The sequence below is a fragment of the Yoonia sp. R2331 genome (assembly GCF_041103235.1).
Classification (GTDB): domain Bacteria; phylum Pseudomonadota; class Alphaproteobacteria; order Rhodobacterales; family Rhodobacteraceae; genus CANMYO01.
On sequence record NZ_JBGCUN010000001.1, the window covers coordinates 468,788 to 487,696 of the forward strand.

General features: G+C 62.1%; 14 protein-coding genes. 10 read left to right on the plus strand and 4 right to left on the minus strand.

Translation table 11 applies throughout. The features are described 5' to 3' along the window. Positions 1–17: 17 nt before the first annotated feature. Positions 18–1,298: a DUF4384 domain-containing protein gene (locus AB3Y40_RS02400; protein WP_369437206.1), complete on the minus strand. Its 1,281-nt coding sequence runs from the start codon at positions 1,296–1,298 to the stop codon at positions 18–20. A 400-nt stretch (positions 1,299–1,698) separates the two neighbouring features. Between AB3Y40_RS02400 and AB3Y40_RS02405 the strand changes: the two genes are divergently transcribed. From AB3Y40_RS02405 to AB3Y40_RS02450, 10 genes are all read left to right on the plus strand, one after another. Further along, positions 1,699–2,022: a hypothetical protein gene (locus AB3Y40_RS02405; protein ID WP_369437207.1), complete on the plus strand. Its 324-nt coding sequence runs from the start codon at positions 1,699–1,701 to the stop codon at positions 2,020–2,022. Positions 2,023–2,066: 44 nt separating this feature from the next. Then, the gene (locus tag AB3Y40_RS02410) at positions 2,067–2,408 is read left to right on the plus strand and encodes a hypothetical protein (RefSeq protein WP_369437208.1); all 342 of its coding nucleotides are present in this window, start codon (positions 2,067–2,069) and stop codon (positions 2,406–2,408) included. A 1-nt stretch (position 2,409) separates the two neighbouring features. After that, positions 2,410–4,875: a caspase family protein gene (locus AB3Y40_RS02415; RefSeq protein WP_369437209.1), complete on the plus strand. Its 2,466-nt coding sequence runs from the start codon at positions 2,410–2,412 to the stop codon at positions 4,873–4,875. Between the two features lie 172 nt (positions 4,876–5,047). Beyond that, positions 5,048–6,106, plus strand: coding sequence for a LacI family DNA-binding transcriptional regulator (locus AB3Y40_RS02420; RefSeq protein WP_369437210.1), 1,059 nt, complete (start codon positions 5,048–5,050; stop codon positions 6,104–6,106). A gap of 21 nt (positions 6,107–6,127) precedes the next feature. Then, a complete protein-coding gene (locus AB3Y40_RS02425) occupies positions 6,128–7,474 on the plus strand; it encodes an ABC transporter substrate-binding protein (protein WP_369437211.1) in 1,347 nt (448 codons plus the stop codon). A 104-nt stretch (positions 7,475–7,578) separates the two neighbouring features. Then, on the plus strand, positions 7,579–8,823 hold the full coding sequence (locus AB3Y40_RS02430; RefSeq protein WP_369437212.1) for a carbohydrate ABC transporter permease: 1,245 nt from the start codon (positions 7,579–7,581) through the stop codon (positions 8,821–8,823). A 115-nt stretch (positions 8,824–8,938) separates the two neighbouring features. Continuing rightward, positions 8,939–10,153, plus strand: coding sequence for a carbohydrate ABC transporter permease (locus AB3Y40_RS02435; RefSeq protein ID WP_369437213.1), 1,215 nt, complete (start codon positions 8,939–8,941; stop codon positions 10,151–10,153). Beyond that, positions 10,150–11,412 (plus strand): MGH1-like glycoside hydrolase domain-containing protein, encoded by a 1,263-nt coding sequence (locus AB3Y40_RS02440; protein WP_369437214.1) that lies wholly within the window; start codon positions 10,150–10,152, stop codon positions 11,410–11,412. Before AB3Y40_RS02435 ends, AB3Y40_RS02440 begins: the two co-directional genes overlap by 4 nt. Next, the gene (locus AB3Y40_RS02445) at positions 11,412–12,464 is read left to right on the plus strand and encodes an ABC transporter ATP-binding protein (RefSeq protein WP_369437215.1); all 1,053 of its coding nucleotides are present in this window, start codon (positions 11,412–11,414) and stop codon (positions 12,462–12,464) included. Before AB3Y40_RS02440 ends, AB3Y40_RS02445 begins: the two co-directional genes overlap by 1 nt. Positions 12,465–12,713: 249 nt before the next feature. Continuing rightward, a complete protein-coding gene (locus tag AB3Y40_RS02450; protein ID WP_369437216.1) occupies positions 12,714–13,721 on the plus strand; it encodes a LacI family DNA-binding transcriptional regulator in 1,008 nt (335 codons plus the stop codon). Here the strand turns inward: AB3Y40_RS02450 and AB3Y40_RS02455 are convergent. The 3 genes from AB3Y40_RS02455 to glgA are packed head-to-tail and all read right to left on the minus strand — an operon-like array spanning position 13,711 to position 18,909. After that, positions 13,711–15,342 (minus strand): alpha-D-glucose phosphate-specific phosphoglucomutase, encoded by a 1,632-nt coding sequence (locus tag AB3Y40_RS02455; protein WP_369437217.1) that lies wholly within the window; start codon positions 15,340–15,342, stop codon positions 13,711–13,713. The two genes, AB3Y40_RS02450 and AB3Y40_RS02455, sit on opposite strands and share 11 nt — an antisense overlap. 13 nt (positions 15,343–15,355) lie before the next feature. Next, a complete protein-coding gene (glgX, locus tag AB3Y40_RS02460; protein WP_369437218.1) occupies positions 15,356–17,482 on the minus strand; it encodes a glycogen debranching protein GlgX in 2,127 nt (708 codons plus the stop codon). Continuing rightward, on the minus strand, positions 17,479–18,909 hold the full coding sequence (glgA, locus tag AB3Y40_RS02465) for a glycogen synthase GlgA (protein WP_369437219.1): 1,431 nt from the start codon (positions 18,907–18,909) through the stop codon (positions 17,479–17,481). The genes glgX and glgA overlap by 4 nt, the downstream gene beginning before the upstream one ends.

Here is an 18,909-nt window from a genome sequence, read left to right on the forward strand (position 1 = left end):
GCTCCTTTATGATCGCGTCAGTTCGAAATGGTATAATTGAGGGTCATGGCCGACCAGCGGCGACCAAGGTTTGACAGGTTTTGTGCAAGTTGCGGCAGGGCGGCGCTGGCGGCCCCCTGTGGCAGCAGGGTGGTGGCATCGAAGGCCGCACCTTCGATCAGAACGCCCAAAAGGTAACCGTCACCCGCAGGCCCGGTGACCCGCACCCGCAGGGGCGCGCCGCTGGTGGACTGGCCGCTGGGGATCGCGAGTTCCACGCCCGGTGTAATCTCTGTGCCGCTGCCCGGAGCCAATGCAGAGGGGAAGATGCGCGCCAACTGGCCGTTGGGGTCCACGTCAAGGATCAGCAGGGTGCCAGCCGCTTGGGCGGTGGCGCGAAAGGTGACCGATTGCCCGATGGTCAGGGCTGTGCCGCCGTCGATGGCAAGGCGCAGGTCAGCGGCATTGGTGGCCGCGAACGGTGTGCTGGTTTGCGGGGCAGGTGCCGATGCCGCGACGGTGGCCCCGGTGGCGCTCCGGTTCAGGGGGCCAGCAAAGCCGGGTGTCAGGCCCATCGGGCCGCAATCGGGGTGGGGCGCGCACCATGCGGTGCTTTGTGCGCGCAAGAAAGCCAGCAACTCACCGTGGGTGGTCGTGCCATCGGCATCCGCGTCAGCAGCACCTTTGGCCCCGGTGATCAGCGCGTTGGTCATCACCCCGCCCAAGGCGGTTTCCCAAGCGGTCTGGCTGACCGCAGCGGCGGTGAAGACCGCGCGCAGGTCGCCGTTGGCAGCGAATGGCGCGGCCTCAAACCCCGGCGCACCAATACCGCGCTGTCCGGGCGTGTTGATGTCGCCGCGAAAGCCGGTGTCCATGATGACCGTCACATCACGGTCGGCGATCAGGTCAAGGATGTCAGACAGCGCGTCCTCTGGGATGCGGCCCAGCAAGCTTTCGCTGTCATAGGCCAGGATCACGCGGGTGTCTTGGGTGTTGCGGCTGCCAAGCCCCGCAAAGTAAAGCAGCGCGCGATCACCGGGGGTTGTCAGGCCGACCAATTCGTCGATCAGCGCATCAAGGATCGCTTCTGAGGTGGCGGCGCTGTCAAGCAGCAGGGAAACTTGCGTCTGGCGATAGCCCCAGCGTTCAACGGCCAGTTGCGCCATTGCGATGGCATCGTCGGTGGCTGATTGCGGGGCGAGCCGCAGATCAAGGTTAGGATAGCCCTCGATCCCGATGATTAGGGCGCGATCCTCAGCCAAGGCTGCCGGGGCCAATGCCGCAATTAGGGCGGCGGTATGAAGGGCGCGATACGTCATGGGGGGGATGCTAGCAGGCAAATGCCGTCTTTGGGCAGTCACGTTTTTCATACGTTGTGGCCTGTTGGGCGTGTGCATGGGGATGCGCGGCGCTGTGGCGGGCGCAGAGCATCTGCATCAGTTGTGCGCCCAATGTAAGGACAAAGAGGATTTCGTTGAGGGTGGTCATGTTCACAATCCTGATCTTCGCGACGGTTGCGTTTGGTGAAACGTGTTAACTTGCGTAAGGTTATCGCGCGAGATGGGCCGCCCGGCAGGGCTGTCGTTTTCGATACGACAGGCGCCAAGGTTCGCCCGGCTGGTCTAGGGTGGTGACATCACGCAGAGAACAGCCCAAGCGGGTTTGCTGCACTTTATCAGTACCGGACGCGAAAGCGTTCACAGGAAAGGAAACACAACGATGCGACGCCGGATGCACCTGATCACAGCTTTTGTTGCGGCCTGTGCCACCACAGCCGCCGCAGATGAGGCGGAAAACTGCCCCGATCTGGGGTTGGAGAACGCATTCCTGAGCGCGCATTTTTGTGCTCAGTTGCAAGCCATTGCGCCGGGCACCGGCACGACCCGTTCCATCACGCAGGAAGGAAATCCTGACTTGCCCCAAGGGCAGGAATGGGCAGACTTTCCACTGATACAAGACGCTTTTCGCGCCGATCCGCGCAAGACGCTGGACCTGATCGAACGGATCAAGGGTGCAGGCGGATTGCCGATCGACGCCAACTAAAACTGGTGCCTGACACCGATTTACGACGACAAGGAGTATTAAAGATGTCCAGAATCCCCCCCCAAGGCATTGTGCGCGGCTTGCGCGCCGGTGCCGTGATCGGATTGGTCACGCTGACCTCTGGTTGTCTGGTGGTCCCACTGCCGGTCACGGTACCGGTCACAACGACAACCACCACGACCACGCCAGCAACGACGACGACCACGACGCAGTCGCAGGCCGCAGCGATTGAACGCGCGCGCCAGCAGGCCGCAGAACGCGCGGCGCGGCGTCGGGATGAGCGCAACAACAATAATAACAATTCTTCGCCCTCTCCTTCACCATCGCCATCGCCCTCTCCTGCGCCGCCACCACCGCCGCCACCGCCACCTTGCTGGCAGTGCTAAGATGACCAGACCACTTTCGGTTTTGGCAGGCGCGCTTTTGTCGGTCAGCGTTTTGGCGACCGGCCCTGCGCTGGCCCAGAACAGCCTGATCGTCGAGCGGTTGATCAACGGGTCGGCGGATATTCTTCCGTTCCGGGGCATCAACCCCGATACCCGCGCCGCCAAGCGCTACGCGATTGTCATTGGCAATTCGGATTATGCCGACATTCCTGACCTGCCGAATGCCCACGCCGATGCGGAAGTGGTTGCCACCTTCCTGCGCGCGCAAGGCTATCTGGTGCGACACCACGAAGACATCACCAAGCGCGGCTTCGAGGACATGCTGCGCCGGGTGCTGTTTGACGTGGACCGCGACACCGAAGTGGTTGTTTTCTTTGCCGGTCATGGGTTTCAGATCGGGGCAGAGAACTATCTGGTGCCAACGGACGCGGACCTTGATTCTGTCTATGATGTGCCGTTTGAGGCGGTGTCACTGGGGTCACTGGTCGGCATCATCGGCGCACGGGCGAGACTTCAGGTCGTCATTCTGGACAGTTGCCGCGACAACCCGTTTGCGGGCAAGGAATTGCTGACCCAGGTGGGCAATACGCTGCGCGAGACGCGCACCGGATTTGCCAGCCAGTCCGCGCCGCTGAATTCGATGCTGATCTATTCGACCTCGCCGGGGTCGCTGGCCTTTGACGGGGAAGGCGGCAACAGCCCGTTTACGGCGTCACTGATCGAAGAAGCCTCGGCCACGCCGGAGGCGCTGATCAAGGATGTCTTCGAAGTTGTGCGCCGCAAGACGTTTGAGCGTACCAATGGCCGCCAGGTGCCATGGGACAGTTCGACCCTGATTGAACCGGCAAGCTTTGGTCTGGGCGCGCAATTGTCGCGGCCAATCGAAGTGAGCAGCACCGGCACGGGCGAGACGCGCGGCGTGGCCCGAGTGAGCGACCTGGAGGTCGTGGCCGAGGAAACGCAAGTGAGTGCGGCCCCTTTCAGCAATGTGATCACGGCAGATTTCGTGCCCGAGGTCGACATCGGCCCTGCCCTGTCCGAGGCGCTGAACATTGGTGTGACCGACACGGTGCGCTTTCTGGCGCGGCCTGAAACCGGCGTGCTGATGCAGCGCGACCGGAGCGGGCTGAACACCGATGTGACCGGGCGGACGTTGACCGGGTTGGATGTGGATCGTCTGACGCTGGTCAACGAAAGCGTGCAGGTGCCTGCGATGACCGTGGATGGCGGCCAATTGGCGGATTCGCTGTTGATCGAGGTCAACGGGGTCGAAACCCGCGTGGCACTGAACCTTGTGCCCAACGACTGCGACATGGAAGCAGGCGATCATCTGGACCCTGATGGCATGGGGCTGACCCGATACCCTAACGAAATTCGGCCGGAAATCGCGCTGGCCGCTTGCGAGGCTGCGATTGCGGCCAATCCCGATACCGGGCGGTTCCACTATCAAAAGGGCCGCGCGCAGCTTGCGCTGCGCAATATCGACGGTGCCATCGCCAGCTTTGAGCGGGCCCGCGATCTGGGACACACGCGGGCCTGGCACGCGCTGGGGCTTCAGGCACGCTATGCCGAACGTGGTGTGGGCGGCGGCACGTCCGAAGGACGGCCTGACAGTGATGCGGTACGCCAGCTTTTCGCGCGCGGTGTGGCGCAGGGTGATCCTTATGCCATGCACACGCTGGGGTATGAGCTGCTTAAGAACGGTGGCACAACCGAGGCCGAGGTCGAGGGCTATGACCTGCTGATCCGCGCGATGGAAGTTGGCCATACCTTTGCGATGAACGCGCTGACGGGCATCTATCTGGATGAATCCAGCAGCTACTATGACCCAGAGCGGGCCTTGCGGTATATGAACGAAAGCGTCGCACGCGGTGATATCTACGGGATGCTGAACCTTGGGATTGCCTATCAGCAAGGGCAGGCCGGGCTGACGCCCGATACGGGCCGCGCCTATCAGTTGATCAAGGATGCCCATGACGCGGGCCACCCCAGCACCGCCTATACGCTGGCGACGATGTATAACGACGGCTCTGCCCCCGGCGGGCGCGACACAGCGCAGGCGGTCGCGATCTTTTCTGATGGGTTGGAGCGTGGTGATCCGGTGTCCGGGGCCACGGCGGCCTATACGCTGATGACCGAAAGTGTGCCGGGCTATGACCAGTTTGACGCCGCTGTGATGGCAGCCAAGGGCACGGCGCTGGCAAACAACCGCAACGCGCAATATGCCGAACAACAGTTGGATGCGATGCCACAGCAGGTGATCAATGGCGGCGCGCAACGGCTGATCAAGGCGCTGGGCGGAACGCTGGATGTGGACGGTGCCTTTGGCCCCGGAAGCCAATCCGCGATGGATGAGGTTCTGACCCGTCTGGGCAAGGGGCCTGCGGCCACTGACCCCAAGGCGCGGATCCTGCAACTGGCCCAGATTTACTGGGAAACCTCGCCTTTCCGCGTCGACCTCTACTGACACTTGCGGGTGCCGCGCAGTCTCGCGCGGTGCCCGGCCAAATCTGGCCTTGCTGACTGCGTGGCAGAAAACCCCTTGCCGAAACCGGTTTCGGCAAACAGGTTTGATGGCAGGGGGGCAAAAAGTGCCAATGATCGAAGAGCGAATCGGCCAAAGACAAGCGCAGCGACGGGTGACTATCGCTGATATGTCGCAGGCCCTTGGGCTGACCAAATCGACGGTCAGCCGGGCGCTGAATGGCTATCCCGATATTGCAGATGCGACGCGGCTGCGGGTGACACGCATGGCCGAAAAGATGGGTTATCGCCCGCTGTCACACGCACAGGCCATTCGGACCGGGCGCACCAAATCGCTGGGGCTGGTGATCCAGCTCAGCGAACATGACGCGCACCGGCCGTTTTTGGCAGAGTTTCTGGCGGGGCTGTCGCTGGGTGCCAGTGCTGAGGGCTATACACTTACGGTTGCATCCTCGACGTCTGACAGCGACACGCTGTTGGCGTTTCAGACCATGTTGCAGGACCGCAAGGCCGATGGATTTGTGCTGCAACGGACCCTGCGGGACGACCCGCGCATCCGGATGCTGCGCGCGATGGAGGTGCCGTTTGTCCTGTTTGGCCGCACCGGCGACGATCACGGCTGTGCGTGGCTGGATGTGGACGGCGAAGGTGCAATTGGTGATGCGGTCGACCGTCTTTTTGCACTGGGCCACCGGCGGATCGGCTATATTGGCGGCGGGCTGCCCTATAACTACAGCGCGCTGCGCCGCGGCGGTTTTGTGGATGCGATGGCCCGCAATGGCATGGCGATTGACGCCGACCTGCTGCGCGAAGGGGCCGTGACCCGCGCTGATGGCGCAGCGGCGGCGGCTGAATTGCTGGACACCAAGGCACCGCCCACAGCTATTGTCTGTGCCGTCGATATGGCGGCCCTTGGGGTCTACAACGCCGCTGCTGATCGCGGCCTGACTGTGGGCACAGAGCTGTCGGTGATTGCCTATGATGGCATCCCCGAAGGCGCGCATATGGCACCGGCACTGTCCACCTATGCGGTCGATTTCACCGATTGCGGCCAACGCCTGAGCGGGTTTCTGATCCGCCGTATTCAGGGTGAAGCGCCCGAAAAACTGCGCGAGCTGACCACAGCTCGCTACTTGGATCGCGGGTCCGCACGGGCCCCCGTCTGCACCAGTGCAGCGCTTGCTGCGCGGATCGCAAAACACCACAGGACCTAAAAGACCACTGGGAGGAATACCATGAGAACGACGCCTAAAATCCTATCAACAACCGCCTGCGCACTGGTGCTGTCAGCCCTGGCGGCCAGCGCCGAAGAGCTGCGGTTCTGGACCACCGAGGAACAGCCCGAACGGCTGGCGCGGCAGGAACAGATGGCGGCAGATTTTGCAGCCGCATCGGGCCACACCGTGGAGGTGATCCCGGTCAGCGAGAACGACCTGGGCACCCGTGCAACGGCTGCATTTGCCGCGGGCGATCTGCCGGATGTGATCTATCATACGCTGCAATATGCTGCCCCTTGGGCCGAAGCGGGTATTCTGGACATCGACGCGGCCACCGACGTGGTCGAGATGTTGGGCGCGGATACCTTTGCCCCCGGCGCGCTGACGATGGCGGACACGGGCGACGGTTTCGCATCTGTGCCGGTGGACGGCTGGACGCAGATGATCGTCTACCGCAAGGACAAGTTTGACGAAGCGGGCCTTGAGGCACCGACATCCTTTGCCAACGTGCTGGCCGCTGTTGACGCTCTGCATAACCCGCCTGAGATGTATGGCTTTGTCGCGGCCACCAAGATCGACGAGAACTTCATGTCTCAGGTGCTGGAGCATGTGTTCCTCGCCAACGGCGTAAGCCCGGTTGATGCGGACGGCGTGGCCGATCTGGACGAGGCTGCAACGATCGAGGTGCTGGAGTTCTACAAGGCCATTGCCGAAGCTTCACCGCCGGGTGATCTGTATTGGGATCAGTCGCGCAGCCTGTATTTCAGCGGCAATGCGGCGATGATTATCTGGTCGCCATTCATCCTGGATGAATTGGCCGGTCTGCGCGACAGCGCCCCGCCCACGATCAACGATGACCCCACCAGCCGGGATCTGGCGGCGGCCACGGGTATCGTGACCAACTTCAGCGGCCCGTCGAACCCCGATGGTGCGGCATGGGGTGACGTTCGTTACTTTGGCATCACCTCTGACGCAGCCACCGATGCGGCGATGGAATTCGTGCAGTATTCGCTGGACGAAGGCTATGGCCAGACACTTGCGATCGCGCCTGAGGGCAAGTTCCCGGTGCGGCGCGGCACAGCCGACAACCCCACAGCATTTGCAGACCTTTGGGCCACGCTGGATGTGGGCGTTGACCGCAAGGCACCATTGGGTGAACTTTATGACGCGGCGATGATCGACGAGATCGTGGGCGGTCTGGATGTCGCACAGCGCTGGGGCGTCGAAGAAGGCCAATTGGCCACGGCGTCGAAGATCATCAACAGCCAGGTCATCAACCGTTTGGTGCGCGAGTTCATCGATGGTGAACGCGACGCAGCAGCGACAGTGGCCGAGTTGAACGCAGCCATCGCGGCGGTTCAATAAATCAAAGACCCCGTCCCGGACCCTGTCCGGGACCATGATACGACAGTCAGGCCCCCGCAGTGGCGTCCGGGGCGGGGTGCATCTTAATCCATGTGGCGGACATCATGACCGATCTGACACCACCCAAAGGGACCGGACCACTTGGCAGGCGCGAGGCGCGGCTGGCATGGGGCTTGCTGTCGCCCACGTTGATCGCCGTGGCCTTGGTCGTGATCCTGCCGCTGCTTGCGATTTTCTGGATCTCGGTCAAGCCTGTGTCACTGGCCGATCTGCGCCCGCCAGAAGTGGTGCTGCGCGAAGACATCCGTGGCGATGATGAGGCGGTAGGCGATCAGGCCAATATCCGCTACCGGCTGCGCAATTCCAGTCAGGACCAGCCGATCACCGGTGTCAGTTTCAGCGATGTGTTGCCCGCCGGGCTGAGGGTCACTGATCTGGACCCGCGTTGCACGCTGGAGGGGCGCGATCTGTTCTGCGATCTGGGCGATTGGGAGCCGGGGCTGCGCGAGACCCTGATGATCCCTGTCGAGATCGAGCAAGCTTATCTGGATGGTGGCGAACGCCCGCAGGACAGCGACGCTGTGACCATCGGGCGTGGGGCCAATGTGCTGACCAATGCCACCTTCACATGGGAAAACTTTGCCCGCGTCTTTGACGGGGATGAGTTCTGGGGCGTGTTGGGTGTGACCCTGTTCTACACCGTCTTTGGCACCATCGGCGCGCTGCTGTTTGGGCTGTTTGCGGCGCTGCTGCTGAACAAATCCTTCAAAGGGCAGGGCATTCTGCGGGGGCTTTATCTGTTTCCTTACGTGGCCCCGGTGATCGCGGTGGCCTTCGCCTGGATTCTGCTGTTCGACCCGTTTTCGGGCAGTGCCAATGCGCTGTTGGTGCAGATGGGTGTAACAACGGAAGCGATCAATTTCTTTGGCGAGCGCCCGCTGGCGCTGATCATGGTGACAGTCTTTGAAATCTGGCGCTATTTCCCGCTGTCGTTCCTGTTCATCCTGGCCCGGATGCAGTCGATAGACAGCGACATGTATGAGGCCGCGGACATGGACGGGGCCAGCCCATTCCAGCAGTTCTGGTATCTGAGCGTGCCGCAGTTGTTGGGTATCTTAAGCGTGCTATTCCTGTTGCGCTTCATTTGGACGTTCAACAAGTTCGACGACATTTTCCTGCTGACTGGGGGCAATGCGGGCACCCGGACGCTGACGGTGAACGTCTATGAGCAGGCCTTTGCGGTCAGCAATATTGGCGCCGGTGCGGCGGTGGCCGTGGTGATCTTTGCCTGTCTGCTGCTGTTTTCGGTCTTCTTCTTCCGCTTCATCAGCCGGGAGGAGGGGCTATGAGGGGCGCATCACAGATGCGTCCGCGCCTGCGGCGGGCGGGGCAGGGGGGCGCTGCCCCCCGTCCGCAAGCGGACTCCCCCCGGGATTATTTTGGCCAGAAGAAGGAGGACCTGCAATGCAAGGTCTGAGGTTTGGCTATGTGACAGGCCCTGTGCTGGGGGCGTTGTGGATGGTGGTCCTGTCCACGACCGTGGGTGTGGCGATGTCCTTTGCCACCGGCGATGCGTTCCGCCCCGGTATCCTGCTTTCGTTGTTGTGGGGTGGCTTGGGTGGTGCGCTGATCGTGGCCTGGGGCCGCGGCGCGGTGATGCAGGCACTGATTGGCGCGGCGATTGTGGCGCTGGTGCTGGCAGGCATCGGGCCGATGTTGACCGGCGCGGGTGTTGGCGGTGTGGCGCAAGTGATTGGGGCGGTCATTCTGGCGGGCAGCTTTGCGGTGTCGACGGCGGTGATTCTGACCGACATCACCCCCGGCGCGCTGACCCGGCATGAGTTTGAGGCAGCAGTGATCCGGTTCCTGACCGGCTTTGGCTATATCTTCTTCACCGCGATTGTGCTGATCCCGTTTTATGTGATGGTGATGACCAGCCTGAAGAACCAGGCAGAGCTGATCCAGAACCCGCTCGATTTCTCAATCGACCTGAGCAAGGGCTGGGGGCTGTTGCGGTCTTATGATGAGCTGTTCCGGCAGTTCAATTTCGGCACCTATCTGTTCAATTCCTTCGTGATCTCTGTGCTGACGGTGTTCATCACGCTGGCCTTTGCGATCCCCGGTGCCTATGCGGTGGCGCGGTTGCGGTTCCGGGGGCAGGCGGCGTTTTCACGGTCGATCCTGCTGATCTATATGGTGCCGATGATCGTGCTGGCGTTGCCGATCTACATCGCCTTTTCCATGACCGGCCTGCGCAATTCGCTGGGCGGGATCATCATGATCTATCCGGTCACCACGATCCCCGTGGCGCTATACATGTTGCAGGGCTATTTCCGTGGGCTGCCCGCCGAGATCGAAGAGGCGGGGCTGATGGATGGGCTGAGCCGGCTAAAGGTGATCTGGAAGATCACCTTGCCGCTGTCGCTGCCGGCGCTGGCCTCTGTTTCGCTTTATGTTTTCATGATCGCCTGGAACGAGTTCCTGCTGGCCTTCATGCTGCTGGATGACCCATCGAAATTCACACTGACGCGGGGGATCGCGTCGCTTAATTCCTCGGAAATTCCGCGCCAGCATCTGATGGCGGGCTCGGTGATTGCCACCGTGCCGATTATGGCGCTGTTTCTGGGGCTGGAAAAATTCATGACCAAGGGCCTGACGGCGGGGAGTGTCAAAGGATGAACCTTGATGACGAGGCGCGCGCAATCCTGCGACGCAATGACAGGGGTGGTTATACCGTGCCGACCCATGGGCTTTATCCCTATCAGTGGAACTGGGACAGCGCCTTTGCGGCCTGGGGGTTTTCGACCTTTGATATTGGCCGGGCCTGGGACGAGCTGGACACGCTGATGGCGAGCCAGTGGGACGATGGGATGGTGCCGCATATCATTTTCCACCAGTCCGATCCGGGTTATTTCCCTGGACCGGATGTCTGGGGCACGGGCCGCACGCCCGCATCTTCGGGCATCAGCCAGCCGCCGGTTGCGGCCATCATTGCGCGCCAGATATGGGCGGCGGATGAGGCGGCGGGCACAGCGCGGATCAAGGCGCTTTTCCCCAAGCTGGTCGCATGGCACCGCTGGTGGCATGATTTCCGCTGCACCACCGGACCGGTCGCGATCACCCACCCGTGGGAAAGCGGGCGCGACAATTGCCCCGATTGGGATATCGGCATGGCAGGTGTCGATGGGTCGCGTGTCGGCGACTACACGCGTCGCGACACAGGCCATGTCGACCCCGAGATGCGGCCCGGCAAGGAAGACTACGACCGCTATATCGCGATGCTGCAGTTCGGGCGCGAGACGGGGTGGGATCAGGCCCGGATCGTGGCCGAAGGGCCGTTTCTGATGGCTGATCCCGGCATCACCTTTGTTCTGCTGCGCGCGCATGAGGATTTGGCAGCGATCGGCCGAGCGCTGGGCGAGGATGTCAGCACGCTGGAGGCTTGGGCGACCGAGCTACGCTCTGCCTTGCCGCTGATCTGGAACGATGCGCTGGGTGCCTATGACGCGCGCAACCTGCGCACGGATGCATTTGCAGGTGTGCTGGGGTCGGGTGCGTTTCTGGCCTATGTCGCGGGTGCCGGGAACCCGCGGTTGGATGCAGAACTGATGCGGGCCTGGGATGCGGTCAATTACGGCATCCCCTCGGCCGATCCGGAAAACAAGATTTTCGATCCGCGCCGTTATTGGCGCGGGCCGACATGGCCGGTGGTCAATGCGCTGATTGCGCTTGGCCTGACTGAAAGCGGTCATGCGGATCTGTCCGAACGGCTGCGGGCCGAGACGGCGGCGCTGATCCGCAAGCACGGTTTCTATGAATATTTCGACCCGGTGGATATGACCCCCTGTGGCGGTGCCGATTTCACTTGGACGGCGGCGATCTGGCTGACCTGGGCCGGGCGTGAACGTGAAACAACCCAGCAACAAGGGGCGGCCTGATGTCTTCGATAGAGCTACGATCCGTCGAAAAATGGTTTGGCAATGTGCAGGTCATCAAAGGTGTTGATCTGGCAATGGAAGAGGGCGAGTTCATCATCTTCGTGGGCCCATCGGGCTGCGGAAAATCGACCTTGTTGCGGATGATAGCGGGGCTGGAGGAAACCTCTCGCGGGCAGATCATGGTGGGCGACCGCGATGCGACCGCAGAGCCGCCCAGCAAGCGGGGGCTGGCGATGGTGTTCCAGTCTTACGCGCTTTATCCGCATATGTCGGTGCGCGACAATGTGGGCTTTCCGCTGAAATCGGCGGGGCTGCCGAAGGAAGACATTGACGCCAAGGTGAACGAGGCCGCGCGTGTGCTGAAGCTGGACGACTACATGGACCGGCGGCCCAAGGACCTGTCGGGGGGGCAGCGCCAGCGCGTGGCAATCGGCCGGTCAATCGTGCGCGACCCCACGGCGTTCCTGTTTGACGAACCGCTTTCGAACCTTGACGCCTCTTTGCGGGTCGAGATGCGATACGAGATTGCCAAGTTGCATCAGTCGCTCAAGACCACGATGATTTATGTCACCCACGATCAGGTCGAGGCGATGACGCTGGCGGACCGGATTGTGGTGCTTGATGCGGGCAAGATTGCGCAAGTGGGTAGCCCGCGCGAGCTGTACGAGCGGCCTGCAAACCTGTTTGTGGCGCAGTTTATCGGCAGCCCGCGCATGAATGTGATGCCCTGCCAGACATCCGGTGACGCCTATGCGCTGTCAGGCCATCGCGGTGGCGCTTACGGGCGCAGCGCGCCTGCCACGCATCTGGGCATTCGGCCCGAGCATATCACGCTGGGTGCCCCCGGCAGTGGTCAGATTGATGGCACGGTGGATGTGCTGGAATATCTGGGCGCGGATACCTTTGTCATTCTGGCCTGCGGTGATCTGGGTCAGGTCACCGTGCGGGTGACTGGCAACAGCGATCTGGCACCGGGTGATCAGGTTGGGTTACAGTTGTCGGCGGATGATCTGCACTTTTTCGGCGCGGATGGGTTGGCCGTGCTGTCCTAGGGTCCTGACCCTAGGGTGTGGTCCGCAGACGGGGGGCTCCTCCCAAAACCTGATCCCCGCCTACGCACACAAGTCAGCGGCGAAAATCGCAGCACTGACGATCACGGTGATTCACAAAAGTGTCCGCCGTAGAAAGCGCTTGCATACTGCGTTTGAAAGCGACGTTTCGCAAGCCCCATTTTCATCATTGCATCCGCGGCTATTGCGGGGACACCGGGTGTGTTATCAGCAGCCTGTGAGGGGGAGCGCATGACAGGCATTCAGACACCGTCGATTGGTGATGTGGCCCGTGCTGCCGGGGTCAGCACTGCCACGATCAGCCGCGCGATCAACGACCCCGACAAGGTCGCCAAAAGCACGCGCGAACGGATCAATGCCGCCATCGAGGCGCTGGGTTACACGCCGCACTTCGGCGCGCGCGCAATGGCATCAAGCCGGTTCAAGACGGTAGGCGCGGTGATCCCGACGATGGCAAATGCAATGTTTGCCAGCGGGATGCAGGCCTTTCAGGAAGCGCTGTCAGAGGCAGGCGTGACCCTGCTGGTGGCCACAACAGGCTATGACCCACAAGCAGAGCTGCGCCAGATCAGGGCGCTGATGACGCAGGGCGCGTCGGGGCTGATGTTGATCGGCACCGAGCGGCCAGAAGAAACAAGCCGGTTTCTGGCGCTGCGCAACGTGCCACATGTCAAGGCATGGACAACGGGGGCCGCGGACGAAGGGTTGTTTGCGGGGTTCGACAACCGGCGCGCGGCACAGGCCATGACCGACAAGGTGCTGGATATGGGCCACCGCAAGATCGCGATGATTGCGGGCGTGAGCGCAGGCAATGACCGCGTGTCAGAGCGTATCGCGGGTGTGCGTGGGGCCGTTGCAGCGCGCGACGGGGCAGAACTGGTGGCGCTGGCCGAGGCACCCTATCTGCTGGACCCCGCAGGCGATGCCTTTGACACCGTTTGGGCGGCACGGCCCACCGCGATCATCGGTGGCAGCGATGTGCTGGCCGCAGGGGCCGTGGTGCGCGCCCGGCAGATGGGGGTGGCGGTGCCGGATGATGTCTCGGTCACCGGTTTTGATGACATCGGGTTGTCGCTGGTCTGCCACCCGGCCTTGACCACGGTGCGCGTGCCGCAGTTCGAGATGGGCCGCGCAGCAGCCGCGATTCTGTTGGCGCGGCTTGCGGGCAAGCCCGCCGAAAGCGCGCTGTTCGAAACCCAGATCATCGAACGCGGCTCGCTCGCGCCGCCTAGGTCATAACGTCAGGGTCAATCCGTCCGGTATGGGCAGTGATTTGGGCGATGTTGTGCGCAGCCGTGATGATCGACGCCAGCGCCTCTTGCGGATCCTGATCGAACTTTGCGGGGTCGGTTTCAAGCGCCTCAAGATAAAGCCGCATCGTGGCCCCTGAGGTGCCCGTGCCGGACAGGCGGATCACAAAGCGCGCGCCGCCTTCAAAGATCACCCGCACGCCCTGATTGGCCGAGACCGAGCCATCGACGGGATCGTTGTAGGCGTAATCATCGGCATCCGCGACCGTCAGGCCGGCGACGGTGTAACCGGGCAGCGATGCCAGCCTGTCCCGCAAGGCAGTAATCATTGCGTCGGCCTTGTCCGTTTCGATGCCTTCAAAGTCGTGACGGGAATAGAAATTGCGGCCAAAGCGCGCCCAATGATCCTGCAACACCTCGCCCACGCTTTGCTTGCGCACAGCAAGGATGTTGAGCCACATCAGCACGGCCCAAAGCCCGTCCTTTTCGCGGACGTGGCTGGACCCGGTGCCAAAGCTTTCTTCGCCACAGAGTGTCACGCGGCCATCGTCCATCAGATTGCCAAAGAACTTCCACCCCGTTGGCGTTTCATAGCAGGGCAGGCCCATCGCCTCTGCCACGCGGTCGGCGGCGGCAGACGTCGGCATAGAGCGCGCGACACCGGCAAGCCCCGCAGTGTACCCCTTGGCCAGATGCGCGTTGGCCGCCAGCACGGCAAGGCTGTCTGAGGGGCTGACATAGACGCGCGGGCCGACGATCATATTGCGGTCGCCATCGCCATCAGAGGCAGCGCCGAAGTCGGGCGCATCCGCACCGTTCATCGTCGCCATCAACTCGTGCGCCCAAGTTGGGTTGGGGTCGGGGTGCATGCCACCAAAGTCAGGCAAGGGCGTGCCATGCACCACGGTACCCGGTGCGGCACCCAGACGGTTTTCAATGATTTCAGTGGCATAAGGCCCCGTGATCGCACACATGGCGTCAAAGCTGATGCGGAAACCACCCGCGATCATGGCGCGGATCGCGTCAAAATCAAACAGCGTCTCCATCAGGTCGGCGTAGTCGGCCACCGGGTCGGCAACGGTGACCTTCATCGCGCCCAAGCTGGTTTCCCCGACAGTCGAAATGTCAACGTCTTGCGCCTCGAGCATCTTGTAAGAGGTGATGTCCTTGGTGCGGGCGAACATCGCCTCTGTCACCGCTTCAGGGGCGGGGCCGCCGTTGGACATGTTGAATTTGACGCCAAAATCCTCGTCTTCGCCGCCGGGGTTGTGGCTGGCGGACATGATGATGCCGCCGTCGGTCTTGTTAAGCCGGATCAGGTGGCTGGCCGCTGGCGTCGACAGCAGCGCGTCGCGCCCGACGAACACATGTGCGGCCCCATTGGCGGCGGCCATGCGCAGGATCACCTGAGCGGCACGTTTGTTAAAGAACCGCCCGTCACCGCCCAGCACAAAGGTCTTGCCCGCAGCACCACCGATGCCGTCAAAGATGCTTTGCACGAAATTCTCAAGGTAGTGCCGCCCCATGAACACCCGCGTCTTTTTGCGCAGGCCAGAGGTTCCGGGCTTTTGGCCTTCGATCGGTTGTGTCGCAACTTCGGTCACTTGCATGGGCAGGCTCCTTTCAGGTGGCAGAACAGGCAAAGACGCAGACGCTGTGCGCGTCGATCACGGTGGACTGGCCGGGGATGCACACTGCGCCATCGTCTGGCCGAGCTGTGTTGAGCACCAGTTCCCACGGTTTTCCGCGAAAGGCGGGCGGCAGGTGGACTTCGGTCTCTGGCCCACTGTTGAAGGTCAGAAACAGCACATCGTCCGATGCGGCATATTCAGGTGTGCCCGAAGATGTGCGGACCTCAACGCAAAGTGCTTTCCAGGTGGGGTCTTGCCAGTCTTCGGCGCGGGGCGTGTTACCGTCAGGCAGACGCCAGAACAGATCGGGGATGCCATCGCGGACGCGCTGGCGCGAATGCAGGAAACGAATCTGGCGCAGCACGGTATGTTTGCGCCGCAGGGCGGCGAGGCGCTGAACGAAGTCAAGCAGCGCCATATCGGGCTTGTCCCAGTTCACCCAGCCCAATTCATTGTCCTGACCAAAGGTGTTGTTGTTGCCGTTCTGGGTATTGCCGATCTCATCGCCGGCCAGCAATAGCGGCGTGCCCTGTGACAAAAAGATTGTCGCCAGAAAGTTGCGCTTGCGCTGGTCGCGGGCGGCGCGGATCGCGGGGTCTTCGGTTGGCCCTTCGACGCCCATATTGTCGGAATAATTGTCGTCCTTGCCGTCGCGGTTGTCTTCGCCATTGGCGGCGTTGTGCTTGACGTTGTAGCTGACCACGTCTTCAAGGCAAAAGCCGTCGTGCACAGAGACGAAGTTGATCGAGGTGGTGGCGGCGCGGCCGGAATGGTCGAATTGTTCGGCGCTGCCAAGGATGCGCTTGGAAAAGTCGGGCACCATGCCGCTGTCGCCGCGCCAATACTTGCGCACGCCATCGCGGAATTTGTCGTTGAATTCTAGAAACGGATGCGGGAACGCGCCCAGTTGGTAGCCGCCGGGGCCAAGATCCCATGGCTCTGCAATCAGCTTTACCCGGCTCAGCACCGGGTCTTGCCGGATCGCATCCAGAAAACCGCCCTGCCGGTCAAAGCCGTCATCTTCCCGCGCAAGCGAGGTCGCCAGATCAAAGCGGAAGCCGTCCACATGCATGACCTCGACCCAGTAACGCAGGCTGTCCATCATCATGCGCAGCACCATCGGGTGCTGCATGTTCAGCACGTTACCCGTGCCGGTGTCATTGAGATAGAACCGCTTGTCTTCGGTCAGGCGATAGTAGGACAGGTTGTCAAATCCGCGGTGGCAGACGGTCGGGCCCATCTGATTGCCCTCGGCGGTGTGGTTATAGACCACGTCCAAGACCACCTCGATCCCGGCGCTATGCAGGCGGCGCACCATGGTCTGAAATTCCCAGATGCCCTGATCGGTCATATAGCGCGGCTCTGGTGCGAAAAAGCCGATGGTATTGTAGCCCCAGAAGTTGCGCATGCCCTTTTCGGTCAGGAATTGTTCATCCATGAAGGCCTGGGCAGGCATCAGTTGCACGGTGGTGATCCCAAGCTTGGTCAGGTGGTCCAGCACCGGTTCGCTGCACATCCCCAGAAACTTGCCGCGCACATCATGCGGCACGCCCGGCATCCGCGCGGTCAGCCCTTTGGCGTGAGCTTCGTAAAGCACTGTTTCGGAACGTGAAATCGCAGGCGGTGCGTCGTTGCCCCAGTTGAATGACGGGTCCACCACCATGGAGCGCGGCACGCAGAACGCGCTGTCGCGGGAATCAAAGCTCAGGTCTTCGCGGGCGCTGCCGACCTTGTAGCCCATCATCGCGTCCGACCAGCGATACTTGCCGAAGATGCGCTTGGCATAGGGGTCAAGCAGCAGCTTGTTGGGGTTGAAGCGGTGGCCTTTGTCCGGCGCATAGGCGCCATGCACGCGAAAGCCGTATTTTGCGCCGGGGTGCAGGCCGGTGACGTAGATGTGCCAGACATCGCCGTCACGTTCGGTCAGCGGGATGCGCGCGCGTTCCTTGCGGCCATCGTCGCTGAAAAGGCACAGCTCTATCCGTTCGGCGTTTTCGGAAAACACCGCAAAGTTTACGCCTTGCCCATCAAACGTCGCGCCCAAGGGGTGCGGCTTGCCCGAAGACAGCGGGTGGTCCTTGAGCTGGGTCGGCAGGTCGGTCGTCAGGTGGGCATTCACGCAATCAGGCTTTCATACAGTTTCGCGTATTTGCCCGAGGATGTAGCCCAGCCGAGCGCCTGCGTCATCCCGCGTTTCTGCATGACACGCCAGAGTGACTTTTCGGCATGAAGCGCCAGCAGGCGCTGCAGCGCATGGGCGAACGCGATCTGGTCGACGGGGTGGAACTGAATGCCGGTGGCAACCTTGTCCGCGACGGCCATCGGATTGGCATCAATCACCGTGTCCGCCAGCCCGCCGGTGGCCGCGACCACCGGGATTGTGCCATAGCGCAGCCCGTACAACTGTGTCAGCCCACAGGGTTCAAAGCGGCTGGGCACCAGCACCGCATCGCCGCCTGCAAACATCCGGTGGCTCAGCGCCTCATCATAGCCAATGCGCAGACCAACCTTGCCCGGATGCGCCATGGCCAAATCCTTGAGCTGTTCTTCCAGATAGGCAGCGCCGGAGCCGAGCACCGCTAGCCCACCACCACCCGCGATAAAGGCGGGGATCGTGCCCGCCAGCAGGTCGATACCTTTCTGTTCAGTCAGGCGGCTGACGATGATGGCCAGCGGCCCCTTGATCCCCTTGAGGCCGAATTCGGCCATCAGTGCCTTGCGATTGGCGGCTTTGCCGGTCAGCGACTTGGCGGTATATGGTTTCGCCTCTGGGTCGGTTTGCGGGTTCCAGACGGTGTCATCAACACCGTTCAGGATGCCGTGCAGATCAGCCGCCCGGTTGGCGATGACCCCATCCAGCCCCATGCCGAATTCCGGGCGCATCAACTCTGCCGCGTAAGTGGGGCTGACGGTGGTGATGGCGTCCGCGGTGACCAGCCCGGCCTTGAGCGAGGACAAATGCCCCCAGTATTCCAGGCATTCCGTGTTGAATTGATCAAATGGCAACATCAATTGCCCGAGCATCGCGGCAGATGCATTGCCCTGAAACGCGATGTTGTGAACGGTCATGACGGTCTTCACCGATGACCCCGCAAAGCGCAGATAGGCCGGGGCAAAGCCTGCTTGCCAGTCGTGCGCGTTTAGCACATCGGGCGTCCAGCCATCGGTCAGCCCGTGCTGCGCGATCTGGGCGGCGGCCCAGGACAGCGCGGCAAAGCGCAGGGCATTGTCCTTGAAGTCGTCGGGGTCGCCGTAAGGGCCGCCTGCGCGGTCATAGAGATGCGGCGCGTCCAGCAGCATCACCGACTGCCCATCCAGCGCCCCGGTCTTAACTGTCGCCGGACCACCGAACAGGTCATCGCTCGACCACAGCACATGTCTGGCCTTGGTTTTTTTGATCAGCCCGCGATAGCCCGGCATCAGCGTGCGCATGTCCCAGCCGTGATCGGCCAAGGCGGCGGGCAGGGCGCCTGCCACGTCCGCCAACCCGCCGGTTTTGATAAACGGCACCACCTCTGAGGCGACCGACAGAACCCGACCGCCCAT

Bases quoted from the DNA above. Each gene is read 5' to 3' on its own strand.
- AB3Y40_RS02400 (WP_369437206.1), bottom strand. From the start codon at position 1,298: ATGACGTATCGCGCCCTTCATACCGCCGCCCTAATTGCGGCATTGGCC.
- AB3Y40_RS02405 (WP_369437207.1), top strand. From the start codon at position 1,699: ATGCGACGCCGGATGCACCTGATCACAGCTTTTGTTGCGGCCTGTGCC.
- AB3Y40_RS02410 (WP_369437208.1), top strand. From the start codon at position 2,067: ATGTCCAGAATCCCCCCCCAAGGCATTGTGCGCGGCTTGCGCGCCGGT.
- AB3Y40_RS02415 (WP_369437209.1), top strand. From the start codon at position 2,410: ATGACCAGACCACTTTCGGTTTTGGCAGGCGCGCTTTTGTCGGTCAGC.
- AB3Y40_RS02425 (WP_369437211.1), top strand. From the start codon at position 6,128: ATGAGAACGACGCCTAAAATCCTATCAACAACCGCCTGCGCACTGGTG.
- AB3Y40_RS02430 (WP_369437212.1), top strand. From the start codon at position 7,579: ATGACCGATCTGACACCACCCAAAGGGACCGGACCACTTGGCAGGCGC.
- AB3Y40_RS02435 (WP_369437213.1), top strand. From the start codon at position 8,939: ATGCAAGGTCTGAGGTTTGGCTATGTGACAGGCCCTGTGCTGGGGGCG.
- AB3Y40_RS02440 (WP_369437214.1), top strand. From the start codon at position 10,150: ATGAACCTTGATGACGAGGCGCGCGCAATCCTGCGACGCAATGACAGG.
- AB3Y40_RS02445 (WP_369437215.1), top strand. From the start codon at position 11,412: ATGTCTTCGATAGAGCTACGATCCGTCGAAAAATGGTTTGGCAATGTG.
- AB3Y40_RS02450 (WP_369437216.1), top strand. From the start codon at position 12,714: ATGACAGGCATTCAGACACCGTCGATTGGTGATGTGGCCCGTGCTGCC.
- AB3Y40_RS02455 (WP_369437217.1), bottom strand. From the start codon at position 15,342: ATGCAAGTGACCGAAGTTGCGACACAACCGATCGAAGGCCAAAAGCCC.
- glgA (WP_369437219.1), bottom strand. From the start codon at position 18,909: ATGGGCGGTCGGGTTCTGTCGGTCGCCTCAGAGGTGGTGCCGTTTATC.